The 22,559-nt window shown below is 35.5% G+C and carries 21 protein-coding genes; all 21 read left to right on the top strand.

Annotated features, from left to right (window positions below; all coding sequences use genetic code 11):
* The first annotated feature begins 57 nt into the window (after window positions 1-57).
* Entirely contained in the window at window positions 58-1,539 is a 1,482-nt protein-coding gene (locus H8744_RS01155; protein ID WP_262433081.1) for a lipopolysaccharide biosynthesis protein, read from the top strand.
* The gene (locus H8744_RS01150) at window positions 1,524-2,633 is read left to right on the top strand and encodes a DegT/DnrJ/EryC1/StrS family aminotransferase (protein ID WP_262433080.1); all 1,110 of its coding nucleotides are present in this window, start codon (window positions 1,524-1,526) and stop codon (window positions 2,631-2,633) included. The genes H8744_RS01155 and H8744_RS01150 overlap by 16 nt, the downstream gene beginning before the upstream one ends.
* Window positions 2,633-3,844 (top strand): ATP-grasp domain-containing protein, encoded by a 1,212-nt coding sequence (locus H8744_RS01145; protein WP_369410986.1) that lies wholly within the window; start codon window positions 2,633-2,635, stop codon window positions 3,842-3,844. Before H8744_RS01150 ends, H8744_RS01145 begins: the two co-directional genes overlap by 1 nt.
* Window positions 3,841-4,941 (top strand): ATP-grasp domain-containing protein, encoded by a 1,101-nt coding sequence (locus H8744_RS01140; protein ID WP_262432977.1) that lies wholly within the window; start codon window positions 3,841-3,843, stop codon window positions 4,939-4,941. Before H8744_RS01145 ends, H8744_RS01140 begins: the two co-directional genes overlap by 4 nt.
* The gene (locus H8744_RS01135; RefSeq protein ID WP_262432976.1) at window positions 4,938-5,942 is read left to right on the top strand and encodes an NAD-dependent epimerase/dehydratase family protein; all 1,005 of its coding nucleotides are present in this window, start codon (window positions 4,938-4,940) and stop codon (window positions 5,940-5,942) included. The genes H8744_RS01140 and H8744_RS01135 overlap by 4 nt, the downstream gene beginning before the upstream one ends.
* Window positions 5,943-5,951: 9 nt before the next feature.
* Window positions 5,952-7,088: a sugar-transfer associated ATP-grasp domain-containing protein gene (locus H8744_RS01130; RefSeq protein ID WP_262433079.1), complete on the top strand. Its 1,137-nt coding sequence runs from the start codon at window positions 5,952-5,954 to the stop codon at window positions 7,086-7,088.
* 110 nt (window positions 7,089-7,198) lie between these two features.
* Window positions 7,199-8,317, top strand: a complete 1,119-nt coding sequence (locus H8744_RS01125; RefSeq protein WP_262433078.1) for a TDP-N-acetylfucosamine:lipid II N-acetylfucosaminyltransferase family protein — start codon at window positions 7,199-7,201, stop codon at window positions 8,315-8,317.
* Window positions 8,318-8,433: 116 nt separating this feature from the next.
* Window positions 8,434-9,639 carry a UDP-N-acetyl-D-mannosamine dehydrogenase gene (wecC, locus tag H8744_RS01120; protein ID WP_262433077.1) on the top strand — a complete coding sequence of 402 codons (1,206 nt, stop codon included), beginning with the start codon at window positions 8,434-8,436 and terminating at the stop codon, window positions 9,637-9,639.
* Window positions 9,640-9,652: 13 nt separating this feature from the next.
* Complete coding sequence (gene wecB, locus H8744_RS01115) at window positions 9,653-10,810, top strand: non-hydrolyzing UDP-N-acetylglucosamine 2-epimerase (protein WP_262433076.1); 1,158 nt, start codon at window positions 9,653-9,655, stop codon at window positions 10,808-10,810.
* A 190-nt stretch (window positions 10,811-11,000) separates the two neighbouring features.
* Complete coding sequence (locus H8744_RS01110) at window positions 11,001-12,197, top strand: glycosyltransferase family protein (RefSeq protein ID WP_262433075.1); 1,197 nt, start codon at window positions 11,001-11,003, stop codon at window positions 12,195-12,197.
* A 56-nt stretch (window positions 12,198-12,253) separates the two neighbouring features.
* A complete protein-coding gene (locus H8744_RS01105) occupies window positions 12,254-13,390 on the top strand; it encodes an EpsG family protein (protein ID WP_262433074.1) in 1,137 nt (378 codons plus the stop codon).
* An 11-nt stretch (window positions 13,391-13,401) separates the two neighbouring features.
* Window positions 13,402-14,217, top strand: coding sequence for a glycosyltransferase family 2 protein (locus tag H8744_RS01100; protein ID WP_262433073.1), 816 nt, complete (start codon window positions 13,402-13,404; stop codon window positions 14,215-14,217).
* Window positions 14,214-15,521, top strand: a complete 1,308-nt coding sequence (locus tag H8744_RS01095; protein ID WP_262433072.1) for a UDP-glucose dehydrogenase family protein — start codon at window positions 14,214-14,216, stop codon at window positions 15,519-15,521. The genes H8744_RS01100 and H8744_RS01095 overlap by 4 nt, the downstream gene beginning before the upstream one ends.
* Window positions 15,518-16,744: a glycosyltransferase family 4 protein gene (locus H8744_RS01090; RefSeq protein ID WP_262433071.1), complete on the top strand. Its 1,227-nt coding sequence runs from the start codon at window positions 15,518-15,520 to the stop codon at window positions 16,742-16,744. The genes H8744_RS01095 and H8744_RS01090 overlap by 4 nt, the downstream gene beginning before the upstream one ends.
* On the top strand, window positions 16,734-17,342 hold the full coding sequence (locus tag H8744_RS01085) for a sugar transferase (RefSeq protein ID WP_262433070.1): 609 nt from the start codon (window positions 16,734-16,736) through the stop codon (window positions 17,340-17,342). Before H8744_RS01090 ends, H8744_RS01085 begins: the two co-directional genes overlap by 11 nt.
* A gap of 10 nt (window positions 17,343-17,352) precedes the next feature.
* Entirely contained in the window at window positions 17,353-17,937 is a 585-nt protein-coding gene (locus H8744_RS01080) for an acetyltransferase (RefSeq protein WP_262433069.1), read from the top strand.
* Window positions 17,938-17,947: 10 nt separating this feature from the next.
* On the top strand, window positions 17,948-19,078 hold the full coding sequence (locus H8744_RS01075) for a DegT/DnrJ/EryC1/StrS family aminotransferase (RefSeq protein ID WP_262433068.1): 1,131 nt from the start codon (window positions 17,948-17,950) through the stop codon (window positions 19,076-19,078).
* A gap of 54 nt (window positions 19,079-19,132) precedes the next feature.
* A complete protein-coding gene (locus tag H8744_RS01070; protein WP_262433067.1) occupies window positions 19,133-19,885 on the top strand; it encodes a glycosyltransferase family 2 protein in 753 nt (250 codons plus the stop codon).
* A gap of 25 nt (window positions 19,886-19,910) precedes the next feature.
* The gene (locus H8744_RS01065) at window positions 19,911-20,804 is read left to right on the top strand and encodes an NAD-dependent epimerase/dehydratase family protein (RefSeq protein WP_262433066.1); all 894 of its coding nucleotides are present in this window, start codon (window positions 19,911-19,913) and stop codon (window positions 20,802-20,804) included.
* A 42-nt stretch (window positions 20,805-20,846) separates the two neighbouring features.
* Entirely contained in the window at window positions 20,847-21,797 is a 951-nt protein-coding gene (locus H8744_RS01060; protein WP_262433065.1) for an MraY family glycosyltransferase, read from the top strand.
* Between the two features lie 460 nt (window positions 21,798-22,257).
* On the top strand, window positions 22,258-22,527 hold the full coding sequence (locus tag H8744_RS01055; RefSeq protein ID WP_262433064.1) for a PqqD family protein: 270 nt from the start codon (window positions 22,258-22,260) through the stop codon (window positions 22,525-22,527).
* The last annotated feature ends 32 nt before the right edge of the window (window positions 22,528-22,559 follow it).

Here is a 22,559-nt window from a genome sequence, read left to right as displayed (position 1 = left end):
TTCAAATCATATTTATCATTTTTCTATACAGATTTTGTTCAGTGATCATTGTTGTAAGTGAGTGAATCGTTAAAGAAAAAAACGCTTAAAGGTGTTGGATGGAGCTTCGTTGACAATATTGCAAGTTCAGGAGTTACTTTTCTAGTTGGCCTAGTTCTTGCTCGTTTACTTACGCCAACCGAATATGGCATAATGGCTATGATCGCTATCTTTATCGCAATATCAGATTCAATTATTGATAGTGGATTCTCGAATGCGTTGATTCGGAAAGTAGACATTAAACGAGAAGACTATAATACAGTCTTTTTCTTTAATTTAATAGTTGGGATTTCTTTATATGTACTATTATTTTTTTGTTCTCCCGCGATTAGTGAGTTTTTTAAAGAACCTCTGTTGGTCCCGGTAACACGGGTCATTGGGCTGGTACTTGTTATCAATGCTTTATCCATTATTCAGCGTACCATTTTTGTCAAGGAAATCAACTTTAAAATACAAACAAAAATATCTTTTATTGCATCTATTTCGAGTGGGGTAATAGGTATTGGCATGGCTCTTTTAAATTATGGAGTATGGAGTCTTGTTGCCCAACAACTGTCACGTCAGTTTTTTAATGCTCTGTTTCTTTGGATTTATAGTCATTGGCGTCCAGCTTGGGAGTTTTCAATAGAAAGCTTTAAGGAATTGTTTGGATTTGGATCTAAACTGTTGGTTTCAGGTTTAATAGATACTGCTTACAGAAATGTTTATTATGTCGTTATCGGGCGGTTTTATTCTTCTTCCCAATTGGGGCAATATACTCGTGCCGGGCAATTTAATACAATATTCTCTAGTAATTTGACTGCAGTTGTACAGCGGGTGAGCTATCCGGTTCTTAGTTCTATACAGGAAGATCCTGAACGTTTGCTTGAAGGATACCGTAAAATTATAAAGATGACCATGCTGGTTGCATTTTCTTGTATGTTAGGTTTAGCAGCCATAGCAAAACCTTTAATATTGGTTTTAATAGGTGAGAAGTGGTTACAATCCGTATATTATTTGCAGATAATTTGTTTTTCGGGCATGCTGTATCCTTTGCAAGCAATCAATTTGAATATCCTTCAAGTGAAGGGGCGTTCGGATTTGTTCCTTAAACTGGAAATAATAAAGAAAGTTATAGCTGTCGGACCTATTGTAATTGGTATTTTCTGGGGTATAGAGTATATGTTGTGGGGCAGTGTATTTACTTCTTTTATCGCTTATTTTCTAAACAGTTATTATTCTGCCGATTTAGTAAATTATCCGACTAAAAAGCAGATTATGGATATATTCCCCTCATTTCTCGTCTCGTTTTTTATAGCCGGAGTAATGTGGTGTATAACTCTATTTTCTCTTTCAATTTATGTAATGCTACCCCTTCAATGCCTGACAGGATTAATTTTGGCTATATTGGTATATGAGAAGCTTCGTCTTCCTGAATATCTCGAAGTGCGGCAACTGGTGTGTTCGTTACTTCATCGGAAAAATAAATTGGATAATAAACAAATATGGACGAAAAACTAATAACAGTTACTTCTCCCCTTCTTCCCTCCCTGGACGACTTTTTACCCTATTTGCAAGACATCTGGGATCGTAAGTGGCTGACGAATAACGGTCACTACCATCAGGAACTGGAAAAAGCTTTGTGCGAGTATTTGAAGGTGCCTTACATTAGTTTGTTTACGAACGGAACCCTTCCTCTGATGTGTGCTTTGCAGGCACTAAGGATCACAGGTGAAGTAATAACCACCCCTTATAGTTTTGTTGCAACCACCCATTCTTTGTGGTGGAATGGCATCAAACCGGTATTTGTAGACATAGATCCTGAAACCTGTAACATTGATCCCGATAATATAGAGGCAGCTATTACTCCAAAAACTACTGCGATCATGCCTGTTCATGTCTACGGCAAACCTTGCGATACGGAACGTATTCAGGAGATAGCCGACAAGTATGGCTTGAAGGTGATCTATGACGCTGCGCACGCATTTGGCGTCGAGGTTAATGGCAAGTCCATATTGGAAGCCGGTGACATGTCCACTTTAAGTTTTCATGCCACTAAAGTTTATAATACGATAGAAGGAGGAGCCTTGGTTTGCCATAATGAAAAGACGAAACAACGTATTGACTATTTGAAGAACTTTGGCTTTGCCGGTGAGACGACCATTGTTGCTCCCGGTATCAATGGCAAAATGGACGAAATTCGTGCTGCTTACGGATTATTGAATTTGAAACAAGTAGATGCTGCTATTGAGGGACGTCGGCAAGTCGCAATAAAATATCGTGAAGCATTACGTAACGTGGAAGGCATTCGTTTTATGGAAGATATGTCGGGGGTTCGCCATAACTATTCCTATTTTCCAATATTTATTGATACTGAAAAATATGGGATTACACGTGATGAACTTTACTTAAAGATGAGAGAGCATCAAGTATTAGGTAGGCGATACTTTTATCCTCTGATAAGTGAGTTCTCTACTTATAGAGGATTGGAATCCGCTAATCCCAACAATCTTCCTTTGGCGCATAAAGTGGCAGACAGTGTGATTTGCCTTCCCATGCATCATGATTTGGACACCGGGGCGATCAATCGTGTAATCAACCTAATTGTAAGATAGTGGAAAAGCAACAAAAGAAACTTTTGCTCCTTGGAGGATTGAGGTATCTGCTGCCCGTCATAGAATCCGCCCACCGGTTGGGCTATTACGTGATCACTTGCGACTACATTCCGGACAATATAGCTCATAAGTATTCCGATGAATATCACAATGTGAGCATCATCGATAAAGAGGCAGTGTTGGCGCTGGCCCGCGAATTGCAGATTGACGGGATCATGTCATTTGCGGTTGATCCCGGAGTCGTCACGGCTGCTTATGTGCAGGAACAGATGGGGCTGCCCGGTAATCCCTATGAATCGGTTTGCATTTTGCAGAACAAGGACCGCTTCCGTAATTTCCTCACCCAGCATGGTTTCACGGTGCCCAAGGCCAAGGGCTTTTCCTCCGTGGAGGAAGCTCTGGCTGAAAGATATTGGTATTCCTGGCCTGTAATAGTGAAACCTACCGATGCCGCAGGGAGCAAGGGGGTGACGAGGGTGGACAGGCCTGAAGATTTGGGGCCTGCCTTGGAGTCCGCCTTTGAACATTCCATTTCAAAACGCGTGATCGTCGAAGAATTTATCGAGAAGTCGGGCTGTTCCTCCGATACGGATAGTTTTTCCGTTGACGGAGAGTTAAAATTCGTTTCCTTCTCGGCCCAGCGGTTTGACGAAGGCGCCGCCAATCCGTATACCCCTTCGGCCTATAGCTGGCCCTCCACCATGACCAAGGGGCAGGAAGCCGAGTTGGCCTCCGAAATACAACGTCTGTTGTCGCTTTTGGGGATGCGAACCTCCATTTATAATATTGAAACTCGTATAGGCCGTGACGGCAGGGCCTACATCATGGAAGTGTCCCCTCGTGGCGGTGGTAACCGTTTGGCCGAGATGCTTCGTTTTGCCACGGGTGTCGATTTGATAACCAATGCAGTTCGTGCCGCAGTGGGTGACGAGGTGAGAGGTGTGGAACAGAAACCTTATAATGGATATTGGGCGGAAGTGATCCTTCATGCGGACAGGGAAGGACATTTCATACGTCTGGACATTGATGAAGAATTTTCTATATCTCATGTCGTTCAAACAGACCTTTGGGTAAAAGAGGGTGACAAGGTTTCTTCGTTTAAGGGGGCGAATGACGCCATCGGCACGCTGGTGTTGAGGTTTGACTCGGAAAAAGAGCTTATTGCCGGCATGAAAAATTTGGATGCCTTGATAACAGTTGTTGTGCAATGAAAAAAAGAATAGCCATCATAGGAGCATCCACCGGGCAATTGCCGCTTTGCAAAAAAGCTAAGGAAATGGGGTTGGAAACCTATTGTTTTGCTTGGCCTGAAGGGGCGGTATGTAAGGAATATGTTGATCATTTTATCCCAATTTCAATATTTGAGATGGATAAGATCTTCCAATATTGCCGGGATTGCAATGTGGACGGGGTTGCATCCAATGCATCTGAAGAGACCGCGCTTGTGGTATCATACGTTGCCGAGAGGCTGGGGAAGGTCTGTACGCCCTATCGAGTACTCATGAATATTCAGAATAAAGTGTTCGTCCGGCAAAAGACCAACGCTATTCCTGTTCTTGCCCAAGTAAGGTTTGAGGTCGGTCCCTTAGAAAATCTTATGTCCTCCTTTCCCCGTCCCTATGTTCTCAAACCTGTAAAAGGCGCGGCCAAGAAAGGGGTGAACTTTGTGGATCGTTCAGTGGAAAATTTATCGGTTCCTTATGACTTGAAGGATGCCACTTTCATGGCCGAAGAGTATATCGTGGGAAAAGAATATTCCGTGGAGTCCATCTCTTACAATAACCGGCATGAAGTCATCCAGATAACAGAAAAGGTAGGAACCGGGGCTCCGCATTTTGTAGAACTGGAACACCACCAACCCGCTTGTTTGCCGGTGTTTGTTGAGGAACGGATTAGGAATGTGATTCCGCTTGTCCTGTCCTCAATCGGTTTTATAAATGGAGCTTCACATACTGAAATAAAAGTGGATGATAAAAATAGTATCTATCTGATAGAAGTCAATCCGAGAGGAGGTGGGGATTATATCTCGAATGCCTTGATAAATCTGTCAACTGACTATGACTATTTGGAAAAATTGCTCCTCGTGGCTTTGGACATGTATGAACCGGTGGCGGTTCATAATATCGCGTATTCAGGCATTTATTTTCTATCAGCATATACGTCTCGCTTGTTGCCCTGTTTTGACATGCCCGAGGAGGACTGGATCGTTTTGAGGGAAAGGAGGGGCAAGGAGCTTACAGCTTCATGTTCCAACTATGATCGTAACGGTTTCATACTTTATTGCTCGAATAAAAAAATTATTTTATGATGAAAACAATTTTGGTTTTTGGTGCTACGGGCACATTGGGTGCATATGTCTCCGTTCATTTCCATAAATTGGGATATAGGGTTTTGGCGGTCGGACACAGGAAGAGTGACAACGGCTTTTTTGCAGACTATAACATACCTTATTATTCGGTGGACATTTCAAAAGCTGAGGATTTTAAGAAATTGCCAGCCGAGGGCATAAACCTGGTCGCTCATTTTGCCGGGGCCTTGCCGGCTTCTATGCGGGGCTATGATGGTTCGTTATACATTGACACTGTCATTAAGGGTACATACAACATATTGGAATTCATGAGGATGAACCACATTCCTAAAATAATTTTCCCGCAGTCTCTTTTTGATGTAAGTTACTTGTTTGGATCGAAGATACCGATACCTGCTGATTCGGAAATGAAAGCTCCCATGGATGGTGACCATGCCATGTATGTGATAGCTAAGATTGCCGCGGTCCAAATGATTGAGCATTATTATAAAGTACATGGCATAAAACGTTTTATCCTTCGTTTATCCCGTGTCTATGTCTATCATCCAAACCCTTACACGTTTACCAATGGTGAGAAAGTGATGGTGTCGGATCGTTTTTTCATGCAAAGGGCGGAAAGTGGTGAGCCCATTGTCATATGGGGTGATCCCGAGCGTCTTCTTGAGACCTGCTGTGTCGAAGATTTTTTGCAAATAGTGGAGAAATGTGCAGAGTCCCGACTTGACGGTGGATTGTATAACATAGGTAGCGGGGGCTCTACGCTTGATGAACGTATCCATGCCATTGTTGATGTGTTCTCCGATCCGGACAATAAGCCGGTTGTGACGTATGATCCGGACAAGCGTTCAGCCATGCAATTCGTCCTTGATATCAGTAAGACGAAATCCGAGCTTGGCTATGAACCACGGTACTCGTGGAAAGATTATTGTAAATGGTTTATGAATGAACGCAGGCTCCAGCGTTTTGCCAAACTGTGGGGCACGGAAGAGGATTATAAATAGAGATGAGTGATGAAAGATAGATATTTTGGTATATCTCCCCGCATTGCACGTTGGAAGATTGATACTCCACTTGAGAACTGGCTAAGTCATAAAGCTGATAATTCGGAGTTCTGGAAGAAAATATATGTAGGGTATTATAGTATCTTTGATAGGGAATACTATGAGGGTGGTGTGCGACTGGCGAAAGAGGCTATTGAATTGCATAAAGAAGAATTGAAACGGTATACCGTGGATGACGTTGTGCGTGATATGGTCTATTGCTTACATCGGTTTGGCATAAGTTTTCAAGATTATTGCATATATGGATTCATAGACAAAAAATATCGTTGTAGGGCATCTTTTGTATCCGATAAGTTGAGATATCATTACTGTGATATTCTGAATAAAGAAAATATTTTGTCATTAATGACTGATAAATACGCATGTTATAAGAAATATCATAAATTCTTTAAACGTGATGTGTTGGGATGTTATAATGAAACAGATAAAGGCCATTTCTTATCTTTTGCTGATAAGCATAAGCACTTTATTTTTAAGCCTTTGGAAGAACATTCCGGACATGGAATTAAAATTGTCTCTTCAAAGGAAACAGATATTAATATGTTTTTTACTGAAATGATTGCTAAAGGGGCTTTTGTAGTAGAAGAACTTATTAATCAGGGTAGAGAGACGGCCATTATGCATCCGCAGTCAGTGAACTCGTTGCGTGTAGTTACATTCGTTTTGGAGGGTAAAGTTAATATTATAGGCGTGACCTGGAGAATTGGCGTAGGAAATGCCGTAATGGACAATGCCGGTTCCGGAGGCATATATGCAAGCATTGACCCTGAATACGGATTCGTTCAAACGGATGCGATTAATTATAGGGGAGAGCATTTTAATATTCACCCGGATACGAATATTCAAATTGTAGGTTATAAGTTACCAAAATGGGATGAAGCTTTATCTTTAATACATGATATGGCAGTCAACGTTGAGGGTGCTACATTGATATCTTGGGATATCGCATACAGTGACAAGGGTTGGCTTATGATTGAAGCGAATGATAATGGGGATTGGAGTATTATACAATCCAACAAGAAGATCGGGAAGAAAGCGGAATTGTATTCGTATATGGATGAGTATTTTAAAAATATTTATCGATGATTCTATTTAGTATTATAAAATAATTAAGAGAAAAGCCGAGAAGATAGCCCAAGATGCATAAAATAGTTCATTAGCTATGTTATGGGCTTATTTGGTTCAAATACTGCACAATGTTCAATATTCATTTGGTTAGAGATGAAAAGTTTATAAATTCTTCATTTGAAATATTTGAAAGATTTTATCCCAATAAAAATTTATTTGTTGTTGATACAAATGAAACTGATAAAAAATATGTTAACCAAAGAGATAATGTAATATTCCTTCCTTTTTCACAGCTTGATTGGTTGAAAATTATTGGTAAATATCTTATCGATAAAACTTGCAATGTTAATGTTATAGTGCATTATCTAACGGAAAACTCTGCTATTAGGGCATTAGAGTTAAAGAAGAAGGGATTTGTAAATAATTTATATTGGATATTCTATGGAGCAGATTTATATAATTATTTAGAAATAAAGGGTAAATACCATTTGTATGATTATAATGTAAAAGGGCGAGATTGTTTTATTCATAAATATGTGAAATTACTTTTAGGGCGATATAATTACGTAGATGCTTTTTGTTCACAATTAAATTATTTTTGTTTTTGGAATTATTATGATTATGAAATTCTATGTGATAATATAAAAACGAATGCTAAGTTCAAACTATTCTATTATGTGAATACTTTGAAAAAACCTAATGATAAATTGTTTGATAGTGGAAGTGATTTTAGCAATATATTAGTAAATAATTCGGCTTCATATACGGGCAATCATTTAACGGTGTTAAATAAACTAAGCAAGCTTGGTGTAAATAATTCTAGAATAATACTTCCTTTAAGTTATGGTCCTTCACCTCATATAACTTTGATTGAAAAAGAAATAGAAAAATTATTTCTGAAAGAAGATTATTTTCTTTTAAAAGAATATTTGCCAATAAACACTTATTATGATATTGTAAATACTTGCCAATATGCGGTGATGGGGCATCGAAGACAGGAAGCAGGTGGAAACATTGGTTATTTATTGCGCAGTGGGAGCAAGGTGTTTTTACGTGAGGATAATAATCTATTGCGATATTATAAAGATCTTGGTTGCTTTGTTTATTCGTTTGAGAAGGATTTGATTTCGTCTGATGCTTTATTTCCTTTAAATATTGATCAAAAAAAAGTTAATAGAGATATTATTGAAGGCATGGTTTCTTCTCAAAAGATTGAAGATATGATGACAAATTTATTGAAAGATTGAAAAAGGATACTTGTTTTATGGACTTGAATATACTTTTTGACTCAAAGGCTTTTATGATTGCTAATAGAGAGTTATATGGTTTTGAAGATGAATTTAAATTTAATTAAACTTTAAATATGAGAGCATGTTTTATGGGTTTGGGCTATATTGGCCTGCCTACAGCCATTATCGCTGCTAAACACGGCATAGAAATTATTGGTGTTGATATAAATCCCAAAGTTGTGGAAATGACCAATCAAGGGAAACTGCATATAATTGAACCTGGTATGCCGGAACTTCTTCAAGAAGTGGTATCCAATGGTCAATTAAAGGCTTCTACAAAACCGGAAAATAGTGATGCTTATTTTATGGTAGTACCAACTCCTTTTAAGGGGAATCATGAACCTGACACATCTTATGTAGAAGCAGCTACTCGTGCCGTTATTCCTTTGCTGAAAGAGGGAGATTTGTATGTGATAGAGTCAACTTCTCCTGTGGGTACAACTGATAAAATGGCAGAATTGATATTTGATTTACGCCCAGATCTGAAAGATAAACTTTACATCGCTTATTGTCCGGAACGTGTTCTTCCTGGAAATGTTATTTACGAATTGGTACATAATGACCGTGTGGTTGGTGGTATGAATGAAGCTTCTACGGATAAAGCTATAGAGTTTTATAGTAAATTCGTGCAAGGCACACTTCATCGTACTAATTGTAAAACCGCTGAAATGTGCAAATTAACGGAGAATTCGTCTCGGGATGTACAAATAGCTTTTGCAAATGAACTCTCTTTGATTTGTGATAAAGCGGGGATTAATGTCTGGGAACTAATCAAATTGGCCAATAAACACCCTCGGGTGAATATCCTTCAGCCGGGTTGTGGAGTGGGTGGTCACTGTATTGCGGTAGACCCTTATTTTATTACAGCTGATTTTCCAATGGAGTCAAAAATCATAGCTACTGCCCGTGAGATTAATAATTATAAGGCTTTTTGGTGTGTGGAGAAGGTTGAAAATGCAATGTTGAAGTTTGAATTGGCACATCACCGTAAACCTACCATAGCAATGATGGGGTTAGCATTCAAACCGGATATTGATGATTTGCGTGAGGCTCCTGCAAAATACATCACCACTAAGGTAATGCAAAGTTGCAACAATGCGGATATTTTAATAGTCGAGCCTAATGTAAAAGAGCATAATGTGTTTAAGCTTACTGATTATCAAGAGGCTTACGCAAAAGCAGATATTGTAGTGCTTTTGGTTGCACATACTCCATTCAAGTCTCTTCCTTATGATAATAAGAAAGTAATTCTTGATTTCTGTGGTATATATAAGAAATAATTAAGCAGTAGTTATGAAAAGAGTGATGTTGGTCTTCGGTACTCGTCCCGAAGCCATTAAGATGGCTCCTTTAGTGAAAGAGTTTCAGAAATATCAGAAAGAATTCCAAACTATCGTATGTGTTACTGGTCAGCATCGTGAAATGCTTGACCAAGTGCTTCGTATTTTTGATATAATACCAGATTATGACTTGGACATCATGAAACAAGGACAAGATTTGTATGATGTGACGACCCGTGTTTTGAATGGAATGCGCGATGTATTGAAAGAAGTACAACCTGATATTGTTCTGGTTCATGGTGACACTACAACTTCTACAGCATCGGCTTTAGCGGCTTTTTATCAGCAGATTCCTGTTGGACATGTGGAAGCTGGGCTTCGTACCCATAATATTTACAGTCCTTGGCCGGAAGAAATGAATAGATTAATTACGGGACGCATTGCTTCTTATCATTTCTCTCCAACTCAGCTGAGTCGGCAGAATTTGTTGGATGAAGGGATAAAAGATTCTGCCATTACTGTAACAGGTAATACTGTAATTGATGCTCTTTACATGGTAGTGGATAAAATAAAGGGCAGTAGAGAACTTAATAAAGAATTAAAAGGTATTTTGATATCTTCAGGATATGATATAGACCGATTATTGGATGGGAAAAAGCTGGTTTTGATAACCGGTCACCGTCGTGAAAATTTTGGAGATGGATTCATCTCCATGTGTCAGGCTATAAAGACTCTTACATTGCAATACCCAGAGGTCGATTTTGTCTATCCAATGCATTTAAATCCTAATGTTCGTAAGCCGATTCATGAAGTTTTTGGAGATAATTTGTCAAAGTTGGCTAATATGTTCTTTATTGAACCATTGGAATATCTATCCTTTGTGTATCTTATGGAAAAATCGACAATTGTATTGACAGATAGTGGAGGTATTCAGGAAGAGGCTCCAGGACTTGGAAAACCTGTACTTGTAATGCGGGATACAACTGAGCGTCCGGAAGCACTGGAAGCAGGGACAGTGAAATTGGTAGGTACAAATTATGATATGATTATAAATGAAGTTTCTGCCTTGTTGGATAATGTGGCATATTATGAAGAAATGAGTAAGGCTGTGAATCCTTATGGAGATGGATCGGCTTGTGATAGGATAATAAAAAAGATAGTACAAATATAATCTCTATTAGTACTCTTCAAAATGTCGAATTCGGCAAATTAATATTTTTAGAAAGTATATTGTATTTGTTCCTTTATGGAATAGTGTTTGCATTTAGTATATGTTTAAAGATATGTCTTTTGAGAAAGGTTCACAATATAATACGATTCATAATCCTTATATAAGAAGAGAATTAAATAATAAATAGGAAATGAAAAATATATTATATGTAACTACTAGCTATTTGTTGAAAAATAACTCAGCCTCAATCAGGAATAATTCATTAGTTAAAGGATTACTAGAATTAGGATATAATGTTGATGTATATACAGTAAAATGGCCGGATGAACTCCTTTCTTCATATTTTGTAAAGGAAAATATAGGAAATATTTATTATTCCGAATTACCGAATCTTAAAATGATAGCTGGAGTTAAAAGCACTTTAAAACGTAGTGACAATACTTTTGTACTTGCTCTGAAAAGAGTATTAAAACAAATTTTATTTTTTCCAGATGAATGTTATCAGTGGCCTCGATTATTGAATTATAAAGCCGTTGAAAATTATGATTGTATTATTACATCTTCGGATCTTAAATCATCTCATTTTATTGGGTTGTCATTGAAACGTAGATTTCCGAATATTAGATGGATACAGATATGGGGAGATCCGTGGAGTTCAGATGTTAATACTTTTACTTTCATGAAGTTTATTACTGCATATTATGAAAAGAAAATTTTGACTAAAGGAGATAAAATAGTTTATGTTTCCTCTGTTACAAAAGACGTAATGGCAAATAAATATAGTAGTTTGAAAAGTAAAATATTTTATATTCCACGCGGATATTATATAGAAGATAAATCGCAATGTAAGTTGAATGACGACAACATTTTACATATTGCATATACGGGATTAATATCATCAGGCAGGAATATATTTTACTTGTTGGATGCTTTAGATAAGGTGTCTATGAGATTAAGACATAGAATCGTAATTGATTTGTATGGGAACTTTTCAGAAAAAGACTTGAGAAAATTGAAAGATTATTCTTCTGCAAATGTTTATGGTAGTGTTGATTTTGAGGAAATGCAAAACGTGTATGATTCTTCTTCAATGCTGCTTTATTTGTCTAATAAAAAAGGAGCAACTCAAATACCTGGCAAATTATATGATTATATGGGGACGACTAAACCTATTTTATGTTTAGTAGAGGATGATAATGACGCAATATCTATTTTTTTGAAAAAATTTGATAGGTGTTTGGTCTTGAGAAATAATTTTGAGACAATAGTGAAATCAATAAATTTAATAATAAATTTTTCAGAACGTCGATTTCCCGTTAATAAGGAATTTGCTCCCATTAATATTGCTCGCTCTTTTATCGATTTGCTCGATAGTGATGTAGTATGAAATGCTTTTAGTTTGTACATTTATTTATATATGGAAAACTATTGTATTTTGATAATATGATTTTATACATATCAGCCTTTGTATTTAGCTTTTTATCCCAGTTTTCAACGCAGTTGCGTGTAAACAAGCAGTGGAAGTTCCTTTTTTTGTTTTTATTGGGTGTTTTCCTTTGTAGTGGATATATGACTGGAACTGATTGGAGAAGCTATGAACCAATGTATGAAAAGATAGATTTTTCCAATTTGTTTTTTGATTACTATGCGGAACCAGGTTATTATATTTATATGTTACTTTTTAAAATGTTTGGCATAGGATTTTGGCCGTTTTTCATATTTACGAAAGTTATTTGTTATGTCATATTTATTAAAAAGCTTATTTATTACTCTGGAAAATATTTTTATTTATCTCTTACTTTTTTTATTCCTTGGTTTGGAATTTATCTGTTTATAGATAATCCAATGAGAAATTTGTTGGCTATCACAGTTTTTATTTGTAGTATAAAATATATTCTTGAAAGGGAAAAAGGTAAATATTTTTTTATGATTTTTCTTGCTGCATCTTTTCATGTTTCTTCTTTGATTTTTCTTTTGTTTTATTTTATTGGAAATAGCAGAGTGAGAACGAATGTGTATATAATATATTTTGTATTGTTTAATCTTGTCTTTGCAAACAGAGAACCTCTAATTAAAGTTATAGATTTGTTATTTGGAAATATCCCTTATATTGCCTATAAAATCAATGCTTATGTAGTAGAACATAATGAAGCTGCCGAAGGACGATTATTGTCTTTGGGCATGCTTTTTCATATTTTATTTTTTGTATTACTTTTATGGAAAAGGAAGCTGATAGAGTCAATGCCCTTTGGGACATTTATATTTAATTGTTCAATTTGTTATTTAATTCTTTATCGACTTTCAACTACTATTGAGATATTTTCTAGATTTCAGCTTTTCTTATCATTATTCTATTGCATTTCAATCTCATTTTTGATTAATGCTTTCTCTAAGAGATCTAGAACAATATATGCTTTTTATCTTTTGTTATTAGCCTTTATTGCAAATACTAAAATATTTGCTGATGAACGTTATATACCCTATACTAATTATTTTTCATATTTTATAAATGGCGATTTGCCTTCATATAAAGAACGAGCTGCATTTAATTATAGGTATTCTCCTTATGCAAAAGAATAATTTGCTATTTTATGATTGATATATCTGTTATAATTCCTTCTTATAAACCTAGTAGCTATTTTGGAGATTGTATCTCTTCAATATACACACAAACATTTGCAAAAGAGAAAATTGAAGTTATTGTTGTTGTAAATGGATGTGATTATTCTTATATTAGTTATGCATTAGATATTTTAAATCAAGCCAAAGGTTTGCAATTTAAACTTTTTTATAGCATGGAACCGGGAGTTTCTAATGCACGTAATATTGCTTTAGATTATGCAAGGGGGAAATATATTTGTTTTGTAGATGATGATGATATAGTATCTCAAACATATTTAGAAAATATGATTTCATTAATAGAGAATAAATCTATTGTGGTAAGTAACGTACGTGCATTTGTCGATCGTTTGGAGAATACCAAAGATGATTATATCGCATATACTTATGCGAGGTTAAAGAAGTATGGATTTTCTTGCAACAAATTTTTGGTCAGACGTTTCTTTTCATCTAGTTGTTGTAAATTAATTCCTAGATCCGTAATTGGTGATTCTCGTTTTAATGTTAAATTTAAAAATGGAGAAGATGCTCTTTTTATGTTTTTAATTTCAGATAAGATAGAAAAAGTGATTATTGCGGATGAGCATTCCATTTACTATAGAAGAGTAAGATCAGATTCTTTATCCCGTCAAAAGCGGAATTTTAAAGAAGATATAAAAATATCTTTCAATTTATCATTGGCTTTTTTGAGCTTATTTATTCGTCGGTTTCATAAAACCAATATCCTTTTTGGCATTAATAGAGTTTTAGCTCCTTATCGTAGACTTTTTATAATTAGATACAAATGAATATAGCTATTGTTGGTACAGGATACGTGGGTCTTGTTTCTGGAACATGCTTTGCAGAGCTGGGTGCAAATGTGATATGTGTAGATGTTGACATAGATAAGATAGAAAAATTGAAGGCTGGAATAATTCCAATATATGAGCCAAATTTGGCAAGTATGGTTGTTCGTAATGTAAAAGCAGGCCGATTGGAGTTTGAAACGGATTTGGCATCTATATTAAATCAGGTAGAAGTTATATTTATTGCAGTAGGAACTCCTCCCTGTGAGGATGGTAGCGCAGACTTAAAATATGTGCTTGAAGTTGCAAAGACAATAGGATGGAACATGAATAAGTATCTTCTTGTCGTGACTAAAAGCACAGTACCCGTGGGGACGGCCGAAAAGATGAAAACCGTTATTCAAGCCGAATTGAATAAGAGGGGGGTAAGTATAGAATTCGATGTTGCTTCTAATCCTGAATTCTTAAAAGAAGGCAATGCTATTGATGATTTCATGAAGCCTGACAGGGTTGTAGTAGGAGTGGAGTCGGAAAAGTCTAGAGAATTAATGACTCGTCTTTATAAACCTATGTTATTGAATAATTTCCGTGTGATATTTATGGACATTCCTTCTGCAGAAATGACTAAATATGCAGCAAATTCAATGTTGGCTACTCGAATAAGCTTTATGAATGATATAGCAAATCTTTGTGAGCTAGTGGGAGCAGATGTAAATATGGTGCGCAAAGGCATAGGGACAGACAGCCGTATCGGAAGTAAATTTCTTTATTCAGGGTGTGGATATGGAGGATCTTGTTTTCCTAAAGATGTAAAGGCATTGATAAAAACTGCAAGTGTAAATGGATACACTATGCGTGTTCTTAATGCTGTAGAAGAGGTAAATGTTATACAAAAGAACGTATTGTTTGAGAAATTCAAAAAAAGATACGATGGGGATGTCGCAGGGCGTAAGGTAGCTATTTGGGGATTGGCATTTAAACCGGAAACAGATGATATGCGGGAGGCGCCAGCATTGGTGTTGATTGATAGCTTACTGAAAGCGGGTTGTGAGGTTTGTGCTTATGATCCGGTAGCGATGGATGAGTGTAAGAAAAGGGTTGGTGATAGAATAAGTTATGCAGATAATATGTATGATGCTGTAATTGATGCAGATGTTATATTTCATGTGACTGAATGGAAAGAATTTCGAATACCTAGCTGGGAGGCAATAAAACGTTTAATGAAACCGAATCCTGTCATAATTGATGGCCGGAATGTTCTTTCAGAAGCTATTCAAAATGGATTTGAATATTTAAAAATTGGATGATGAAAGTATTATATATTCATCAATATTTTGTAACTCCTGATGAACATGGTGCTAATCGTTCTTATTGGTTTGCCCGGAAGTTATTAGAAAAAGGGCATCAGGTTACATTGATTACATCAACAAATGCTTTTAAACATCCAAATGCTGGTCGTATTAACGTAGAAGGTATTGATGTCATTTATGTGAAAAATGAGTATAGTCAATATTTCTCGAAGTTACGTAAATTAAAATCATTTTGGATGTTTATGGTAAATTCTATTCGGGTGGCATCTAAAGAGAAAGATGTTGATATAGTATTTGCAACATCTACTCCTTTGACAGTAGGGATAGTAGCTTTATATCTTAGGTTTTTGAAGGGTTGGAATTATGTTTTTGAAGTTAGAGATTTGTGGCCGGAATTTCCTATCCAAGTTGGAGCTATCAGAAATAAGCTTATTATATATTTACTACGTGCATTTGAAAAGTTTGTATATAAAAAATCAGAATATATTATAACTTTATCTCCCGGTATGAGGGATGGAGTTCTGAAATGTGGGATTTCCGATAAAAAAATATGTGTAATACCTAATATGTCTAAACCGGATCTTTTTTATCCACGAGAATTATCTATTGATATAATAGAACAATTCGGTATACAATGTGATAATTTTAATGTAATTCATTTTGGCTCAATGGGAATTGCTAATGGATTAGAATACATTATTGAAACGGCTAAAGCACTTCAGGAAAGAGATGAAATGTCAGTGAATTTTTTAATACTGGGAGATGGTTCTACTTTGCCAGTTCTTCAGAGTAAAGTTAGAGAATTGGAACTGAAAAATGTTTTCTTCTTAGGACAATATGACTCATTTATTACTTCCGAAATTGTTAATTGTTGTGATGTTAGTTTGACTTGTTTTAAGAATATTCCCATTCTATATACAAACTCTCCTAATAAACTGTTTGATTCTCTTTCTGCAGGAAAACCCATAATTGTTAATTCTGCAGGATGGACAAAAGATCTTGTCGAAAAATATAACTGTGGCTTTTATGTTGATCCGGATGATCCATCAGATTTTGCAAATAAGTTGTTATGGTATAAGAATCAGAAAAAACAATTGGATGAATGGGGAAGGAATGCACGAGAATTATCGTTAAAGATGTTTGACAAATCTGTATTGTCTGATAAATTTGTAGAAACTTTGCAGAAGGTATTTAAAACAATTCATTCTCATGTATCGTGATTATTTTAAACGATTCCTAGATTTTATTATAAGCTTGGCGATATTGATAATTATTTGGCCAATATTAGTACTTACTGGATTGGGGCTTCATTTTGCAAACAAGGGTGCTGGTGCTTTTTTTTTGCAAGAAAGACCGGGGCGACATGCTAAAATCTTTAAAGTTATTAAATTTAAAACTATGACTGACGAACGTGATTCATTTGGTAATTTACTTTCTGATGAACAACGTTTGACTAAAATAGGTCGGTTTATTCGTTCGACTTCTATTGATGAATTACCTCAGTTGATAAATGTCATAAAAGGTGATATGGCATTAATTGGACCTCGCCCTTTATTGCCTCAATATCTGCCTCTTTATAGCAGAGAGCAGGCTCGTCGCCATGAGGTTCGTCCGGGTATTACAGGTTGGGCACAGGTAAATGGGCGTAATGCAATTTCTTGGACAAAGAAATTTGAACTAGATGTATGGTATGTGGAGCATTGCTCTTTGCTTTTGGATGCGAAAACAGCTTTTCTAACAATAAAAAAGGTCTTTGCACGTGAAGACATTAATTCGAATGCATCCACGACAATGGAACCTTTTACTGGAAATAATTAATTGATAAAAAATGTATTTATATGGTGCCAGTGGACATGCTAAAGTGATTATTGATATTTTGCATGCTATTAATGAACCGATTGAAGCGCTGTTTGACGACAATGAAACAATTAATAATCTTTTTGATTATCCCGTTTTACATACGTCAGAAATAAAAGGACCATTGCTTATTAGCATTGGAAATAATAATATCCGTAAAAAGATAGCGGAGTCTGTATCAGTAACTATCGGTCAGGCCTTTCATCCTTCAGCAATTATTTCCGCTAAAACAAACATTGATAAAGGAACTGTAGTAATGCAAGGAGCAATTATACAATCCGATGTAAATATTGGAAAACATTGTATTATTAACACAGGGGCTTCTATAGATCATGAGAGTTTAATCGGGGACTATGTGCATATCTCTCCTCACTGCACACTTTGTGGAAATGTGGAAATAGGAGAGGGTGTGTTGATAGGTGCGGGGACAACTATTATTCCCGGGGTTAAAATAGGTTGTTGGAGTGTGATTGGAGCTGGTTCCGTTGTGGCAAAAGATATTCCGGATCATGTATTAGCGGTAGGGAATCGTTGTAAAGTAGTGAAGAATTTGTAATATGTAATTTATGAATAATAGAATCTGGCTTTCGCTTGCTCATATGTCTGGTCGTGAGCAGGACTTTATAAAAGAAGCATTTGATACGAATTGGGTAGTACCATTGGGACCCAATGTAGATGCCTTTGAGAAATCTTTAAGTGAATATTTAAATGAAGAACGTCACGTAGTGGCATTGAGTGCAGGTACGGCAGCACTTCATTTAGGTTTGATACTATTCGGAGTAAAACCTGGTGATGAAATAATTTGCCAAAGTTTTACTTTTGCAGCTTCTGCAAATCCCATTGTTTATTTGGGAGCAAAACCTGTATTTGTTGATAGTGAGAAAGATACATGGAATATGGATCCTGTACTTTTAAATGAGGCCATAAAAGATAGATTACGTAAAACCGGAAAACTTCCCAAGGTGATCATTCCTGTGCATCTTTACGGTATGCCTGCTAAAATTGATCAAATTATGGAAATTGCTAATTACTATAATATTCCTGTATTAGAAGATGCGGCTGAGGCTTTAGGGGCGGTTTTTGATGGGCAAAAATGTGGCACATTCGGAGAATTAGCTGCATTGTCATTTAATGGCAATAAAATGATTACAACTTCAGGTGGTGGTGCTTTAGTTTGTCGAACAGAAGAGGAAGCAAAACGTACGAAATTTTATGCGACTCAAGCACGTGATGCAGCTCCTCATTATCAGCATACTCATATTGGTTACAATTATCGTATGAGTAATATTTGTGCGGGTATTGGCCGTGGGCAAATGTTTGTACTTGATGAACACATTACTAGGAGAAGGGAAATACATGGATTATATACGAAATTATTGAAAAATGTTCCAGGAATTTCTGTACTGCAAAATTTTAATGATCATTTTAATTCTAACTTTTGGTTGACTTGCATTTTAGTAGATTCTGAGATTGCTGGTAAAACTCGTGAAGATATTCGTTTGAAATTGGATGCGGAGAATATTGAAACTCGTCCTCTATGGAAACCCATGCACCTGCAGCCAGTGTTTGCTGATGCACCGTTTTATGGGAACGGCACGAGTGAGTACCTTTTTAATATTGGTTTGTGTTTACCATCAAGTCCTACTTTGACAGATGAAGATATAATAAGGGTGGTAGAATGTATTAAATTGTCCTGATCATGGAATTCTATCATTATTGGAGAATAATGATAGAATAGATTTGTTTTTCTAATGAAGATATCTCTTATCACAGTCACTTTTAATAGCCAAAAAACACTTCGTTCCACGATTCGTTCGGTACTTTCACAAACTTACCCAAATATTGAATATATTATTGTGGACGGTGTGTCAAGCGATGAAACTTTGTCTATGATAAAGGAATACGAACCTCGATTTAATGGACGTTTATGCTGGATTAGTGAGAAGGATAGAGGACTTTATGATGCGATGAATAAGGGAGTCTTAATGGCAACAGGGGAAGTTATCGGATTTATTAATTCGGATGATTTATTTGCTGAGAATACTGCTGTAGAAAAAATAATGAGATGTTTTCTTCAAAATCCTGATGCAGATTGTGTATACGCAGATCTATACTACGTTGCTAAAAATAATGTGAATCGAATTATACGACATTGGATAACGGGGAAGCAACGACCTTTTAGTAAAGGATGGCATCCTGCTCATCCCACTTTTTATGTGAAAAGAGAAGTTTATATGAAGTATGGTTTGTTTGATCTCAGTTACAAATTAGCCGCAGACTTTGAGTTGATGTTACGTTTTGTTGAGAAGGATGCTATTTTTATGGTTTATTTGGAAGATTCACTTGTTAAAATGAGGCTGGGAGGAGTTACAAGTAATAGCTTAAAAAATATCTGCAAAGCTAATTTTGAGTGTATGCATGCTTTTAAGAAGAATGGTATTAGAATGGGGGGATTTTATCCATTTTATAGGTTGATTCCTAAATTGAGACAATATTTTCAATAATTGAATTCACTGTTTTATTCAAATAATGAAACTCCTATTTACGGGCGCATTTGGGTTTGTGGGAACGAATGTGCTTCCTTTGTTGAAGAACAGATACATTGTAAGCACTTTAGGATTATCTTCTCAGAATGATTATTGTGTTGATTTAGCTAAAGAAATTCCATGCCTTAAAGAGGCGTATGATATTGTTCTTCATGCAGCGGGGAAAGCCCATTGCATTCCTAAGACAGAAGAAGAGAAACAGGCTTTTTTTGATATAAACTTTCAAGGTAGTAAAAATATATGTATGGCTTTAGAGAAAAGTGGTATTCCGAAAGCCTTTATTTTCATTAGTACGGTAGCAGTATATGGCTGTGAGTTCGGTAATGATATTACGGAAGAGCATCCATTGAATGGAATGACTCCATATGCGGAAAGCAAAAAAAAAGCAGAATTGTATTTGAAAGATTGGTGTCGTGAGCATAATGTAGTTTTGAGTATTATTCGTCCATCTTTGATAGTTGGACCTAATCCACCGGGGACTTTAGGCTATATGATAAAAGGTATTCGTACGAGAAGATATCTGAGTATTTCGAATGGAAAATGTAAAAAAAGCCTGTTAATGGTACAAGATATTGCAAATTTAGTGCCTCTTTTGATAGCTAAAGGAGGAATTTATAATGTTTGTGATACTTATAAGCCTACTTTCAAAGAATTAGAAATCATAATTAGCCGATTACTTGGGAAGCCTTTACCGTTTTCAATCCCCTATTGGGTTGCTAAATGTATGGCATTTATAGGAGATTGTTTTGGCAGTAATGTTTTACTAAATACCTTGACATTGCATAAAATTACTAAATCACTTACTTTTAATAATGAAAAAGCGAGACGGGAATTAGGATGGGAGCCAATGAATGTATTAGATCATTTCAAGATATAATGATTTTGAATTAATTTCTGTTTGTCGAATTGATAAAGTATAATGTATTATCCTATTATTTTAATACTGTTATTTTTTACTGAATTATTATATATTTATTTTGCGTATAAATATAATATCGTAGATAAACCAGATAAACGCAGTTCGCATAAACATGTTGCGCTTAGAGGTGGAGGAATTATTTTTTATTTTGGGACTTTGTTCTTTTTTATTGCTCATCCAATACAATATCCTTGGTTTCTGCTGGGGCTAACACTTATAACTTTTATCAGTTTTTGGGATGATATACGTCCAATCTCTCAAGCGATACGATTAATCTTTCATTTTGCTGCGATGTTTCTGCTGTGTATGCAATGGGATATTTTTACATTGCCGCTATGGGGCATTTTAGCGATATTGATTATTGGTGTGGGCATTATTAATGCTTATAATTTTATGGATGGAATTAATGGTATAACATGTGGTTTCTCGCTTGTTACCCTTGTTTCTTTGGCTTATATCAATGAGTTTGTAGTTAAGTTTGTCGAGCAGACTTTTATATTGACTGTACTATGTTCAGTAATTGTATTTTGCTTATTTAATTTCCGTCAGAAAGCGAAATGTTTTGTAGGGGATGTGGGCTCTGTAGGTATTGCTTTTATTATTGTTTTTATGATAGGGTTGTTGATCGTAAAAACAAATGATTTTACCTGGCTTGTTTTCCTGTCCGTTTATGGAATTGATAGTGTATTGACTATTATTCATAGAATAATTATTCATGAAGATATTCGCTTTCCTCATCGCTGTCATTTATACCAGATTATGGCTAACGAATTGGGAATACCTCATGTAAAAGTAGCATTTGTTTATATGGGGATGCAAAGTGTTATCAACATTGGCTATTTGGAATTTCGAGAATTTGGATATTGGTATCTTTTGATAAGTATATTTACGTTGAGCATTATATATGTAATCTTTATGAAGAAATACTTTAAGCTGCATTTAAATGTATAATAATATAGATATATTTATACTTTATATAAGTAAATAAAAAATAATTTTATTATTATTTGCTTATGTAAAGAAAATAAATTTTCTAAATTCAAAAAGAAAACTCTTTTTTTTGTATTTTATTCTAAGAAAAATTGGAATATCGGTAATAAATAGGGAAAATGATAATAACTTCTATCATATTAATACGATTTTAGAGAGCAATTACAGTATCAACTCCACTACATCAAATTGCACTATATATCAAATTAATATGCTTTAATCAATATCATGATAGATTTGATGTACTATTATGTCTTTAATATAATGTATATGTAATCACGTTATACAAAAAATAATTTCCAATTCCAGAAATGAATATCGAAAATATTTGTTTCTGATTTTATTTTGTAATAATGAATTTTATTATAACTTTGCGATCTGTTGTGTAATATGTAATTATTTAATCAATATAGGTTCGTTTATGAAAATAAGAGAAAATTATAAGGTCAGAAGCATCGCTGGAGAAAATCTTGTAGTAAGTCAAGGGCAGGCGGGTTGTGATATGACTCAAGTGATCTCATTAAATCAAACAGCTTTTTTACTTTGGAAAGAATTAGTAGGAAAAGAGTTTGAAATAGGAGATGCAGCAAAAGTATTAACAGACAATTATGGAATTTTACGGGAGCAGGCTTTGAAAGATGCTCAAAAATGGGTTGATAAATTAATTCAGGCTAAGGTCATTGATGCTTAAACTTGTTTTTAAGTTATTGTCTCATAAAGATC

The sequence above is a fragment of the Jilunia laotingensis genome, assembly GCF_014385165.1.
GTDB lineage: Bacteria > Bacteroidota > Bacteroidia > Bacteroidales > Bacteroidaceae > Bacteroides > Bacteroides laotingensis.
This window is presented reverse-complemented; position numbering and strand designations above follow the sequence as displayed.

Bases quoted from the DNA above. Each gene is read 5' to 3' on its own strand.
- H8744_RS01130 (WP_262433079.1), top strand. From the start codon at position 5,952: ATGAAAGATAGATATTTTGGTATATCTCCCCGCATTGCACGTTGGAAG.
- H8744_RS01140 (WP_262432977.1), top strand. From the start codon at position 3,841: ATGAAAAAAAGAATAGCCATCATAGGAGCATCCACCGGGCAATTGCCG.
- wecC (WP_262433077.1), top strand. From the start codon at position 8,434: ATGAGAGCATGTTTTATGGGTTTGGGCTATATTGGCCTGCCTACAGCC.
- H8744_RS01080 (WP_262433069.1), top strand. From the start codon at position 17,353: ATGTATTTATATGGTGCCAGTGGACATGCTAAAGTGATTATTGATATT.
- H8744_RS01075 (WP_262433068.1), top strand. From the start codon at position 17,948: ATGAATAATAGAATCTGGCTTTCGCTTGCTCATATGTCTGGTCGTGAG.
- H8744_RS01100 (WP_262433073.1), top strand. From the start codon at position 13,402: ATGATTGATATATCTGTTATAATTCCTTCTTATAAACCTAGTAGCTAT.
- H8744_RS01055 (WP_262433064.1), top strand. From the start codon at position 22,258: ATGAAAATAAGAGAAAATTATAAGGTCAGAAGCATCGCTGGAGAAAAT.
- H8744_RS01070 (WP_262433067.1), top strand. From the start codon at position 19,133: ATGAAGATATCTCTTATCACAGTCACTTTTAATAGCCAAAAAACACTT.
- H8744_RS01085 (WP_262433070.1), top strand. From the start codon at position 16,734: ATGTATCGTGATTATTTTAAACGATTCCTAGATTTTATTATAAGCTTG.
- H8744_RS01105 (WP_262433074.1), top strand. From the start codon at position 12,254: ATGATTTTATACATATCAGCCTTTGTATTTAGCTTTTTATCCCAGTTT.
- wecB (WP_262433076.1), top strand. From the start codon at position 9,653: ATGAAAAGAGTGATGTTGGTCTTCGGTACTCGTCCCGAAGCCATTAAG.
- H8744_RS01150 (WP_262433080.1), top strand. From the start codon at position 1,524: ATGGACGAAAAACTAATAACAGTTACTTCTCCCCTTCTTCCCTCCCTG.
- H8744_RS01065 (WP_262433066.1), top strand. From the start codon at position 19,911: ATGAAACTCCTATTTACGGGCGCATTTGGGTTTGTGGGAACGAATGTG.
- H8744_RS01110 (WP_262433075.1), top strand. From the start codon at position 11,001: ATGAAAAATATATTATATGTAACTACTAGCTATTTGTTGAAAAATAAC.
- H8744_RS01090 (WP_262433071.1), top strand. From the start codon at position 15,518: ATGATGAAAGTATTATATATTCATCAATATTTTGTAACTCCTGATGAA.
- H8744_RS01095 (WP_262433072.1), top strand. From the start codon at position 14,214: ATGAATATAGCTATTGTTGGTACAGGATACGTGGGTCTTGTTTCTGGA.
- H8744_RS01135 (WP_262432976.1), top strand. From the start codon at position 4,938: ATGATGAAAACAATTTTGGTTTTTGGTGCTACGGGCACATTGGGTGCA.
- H8744_RS01125 (WP_262433078.1), top strand. From the start codon at position 7,199: ATGTTCAATATTCATTTGGTTAGAGATGAAAAGTTTATAAATTCTTCA.
- H8744_RS01060 (WP_262433065.1), top strand. From the start codon at position 20,847: ATGTATTATCCTATTATTTTAATACTGTTATTTTTTACTGAATTATTA.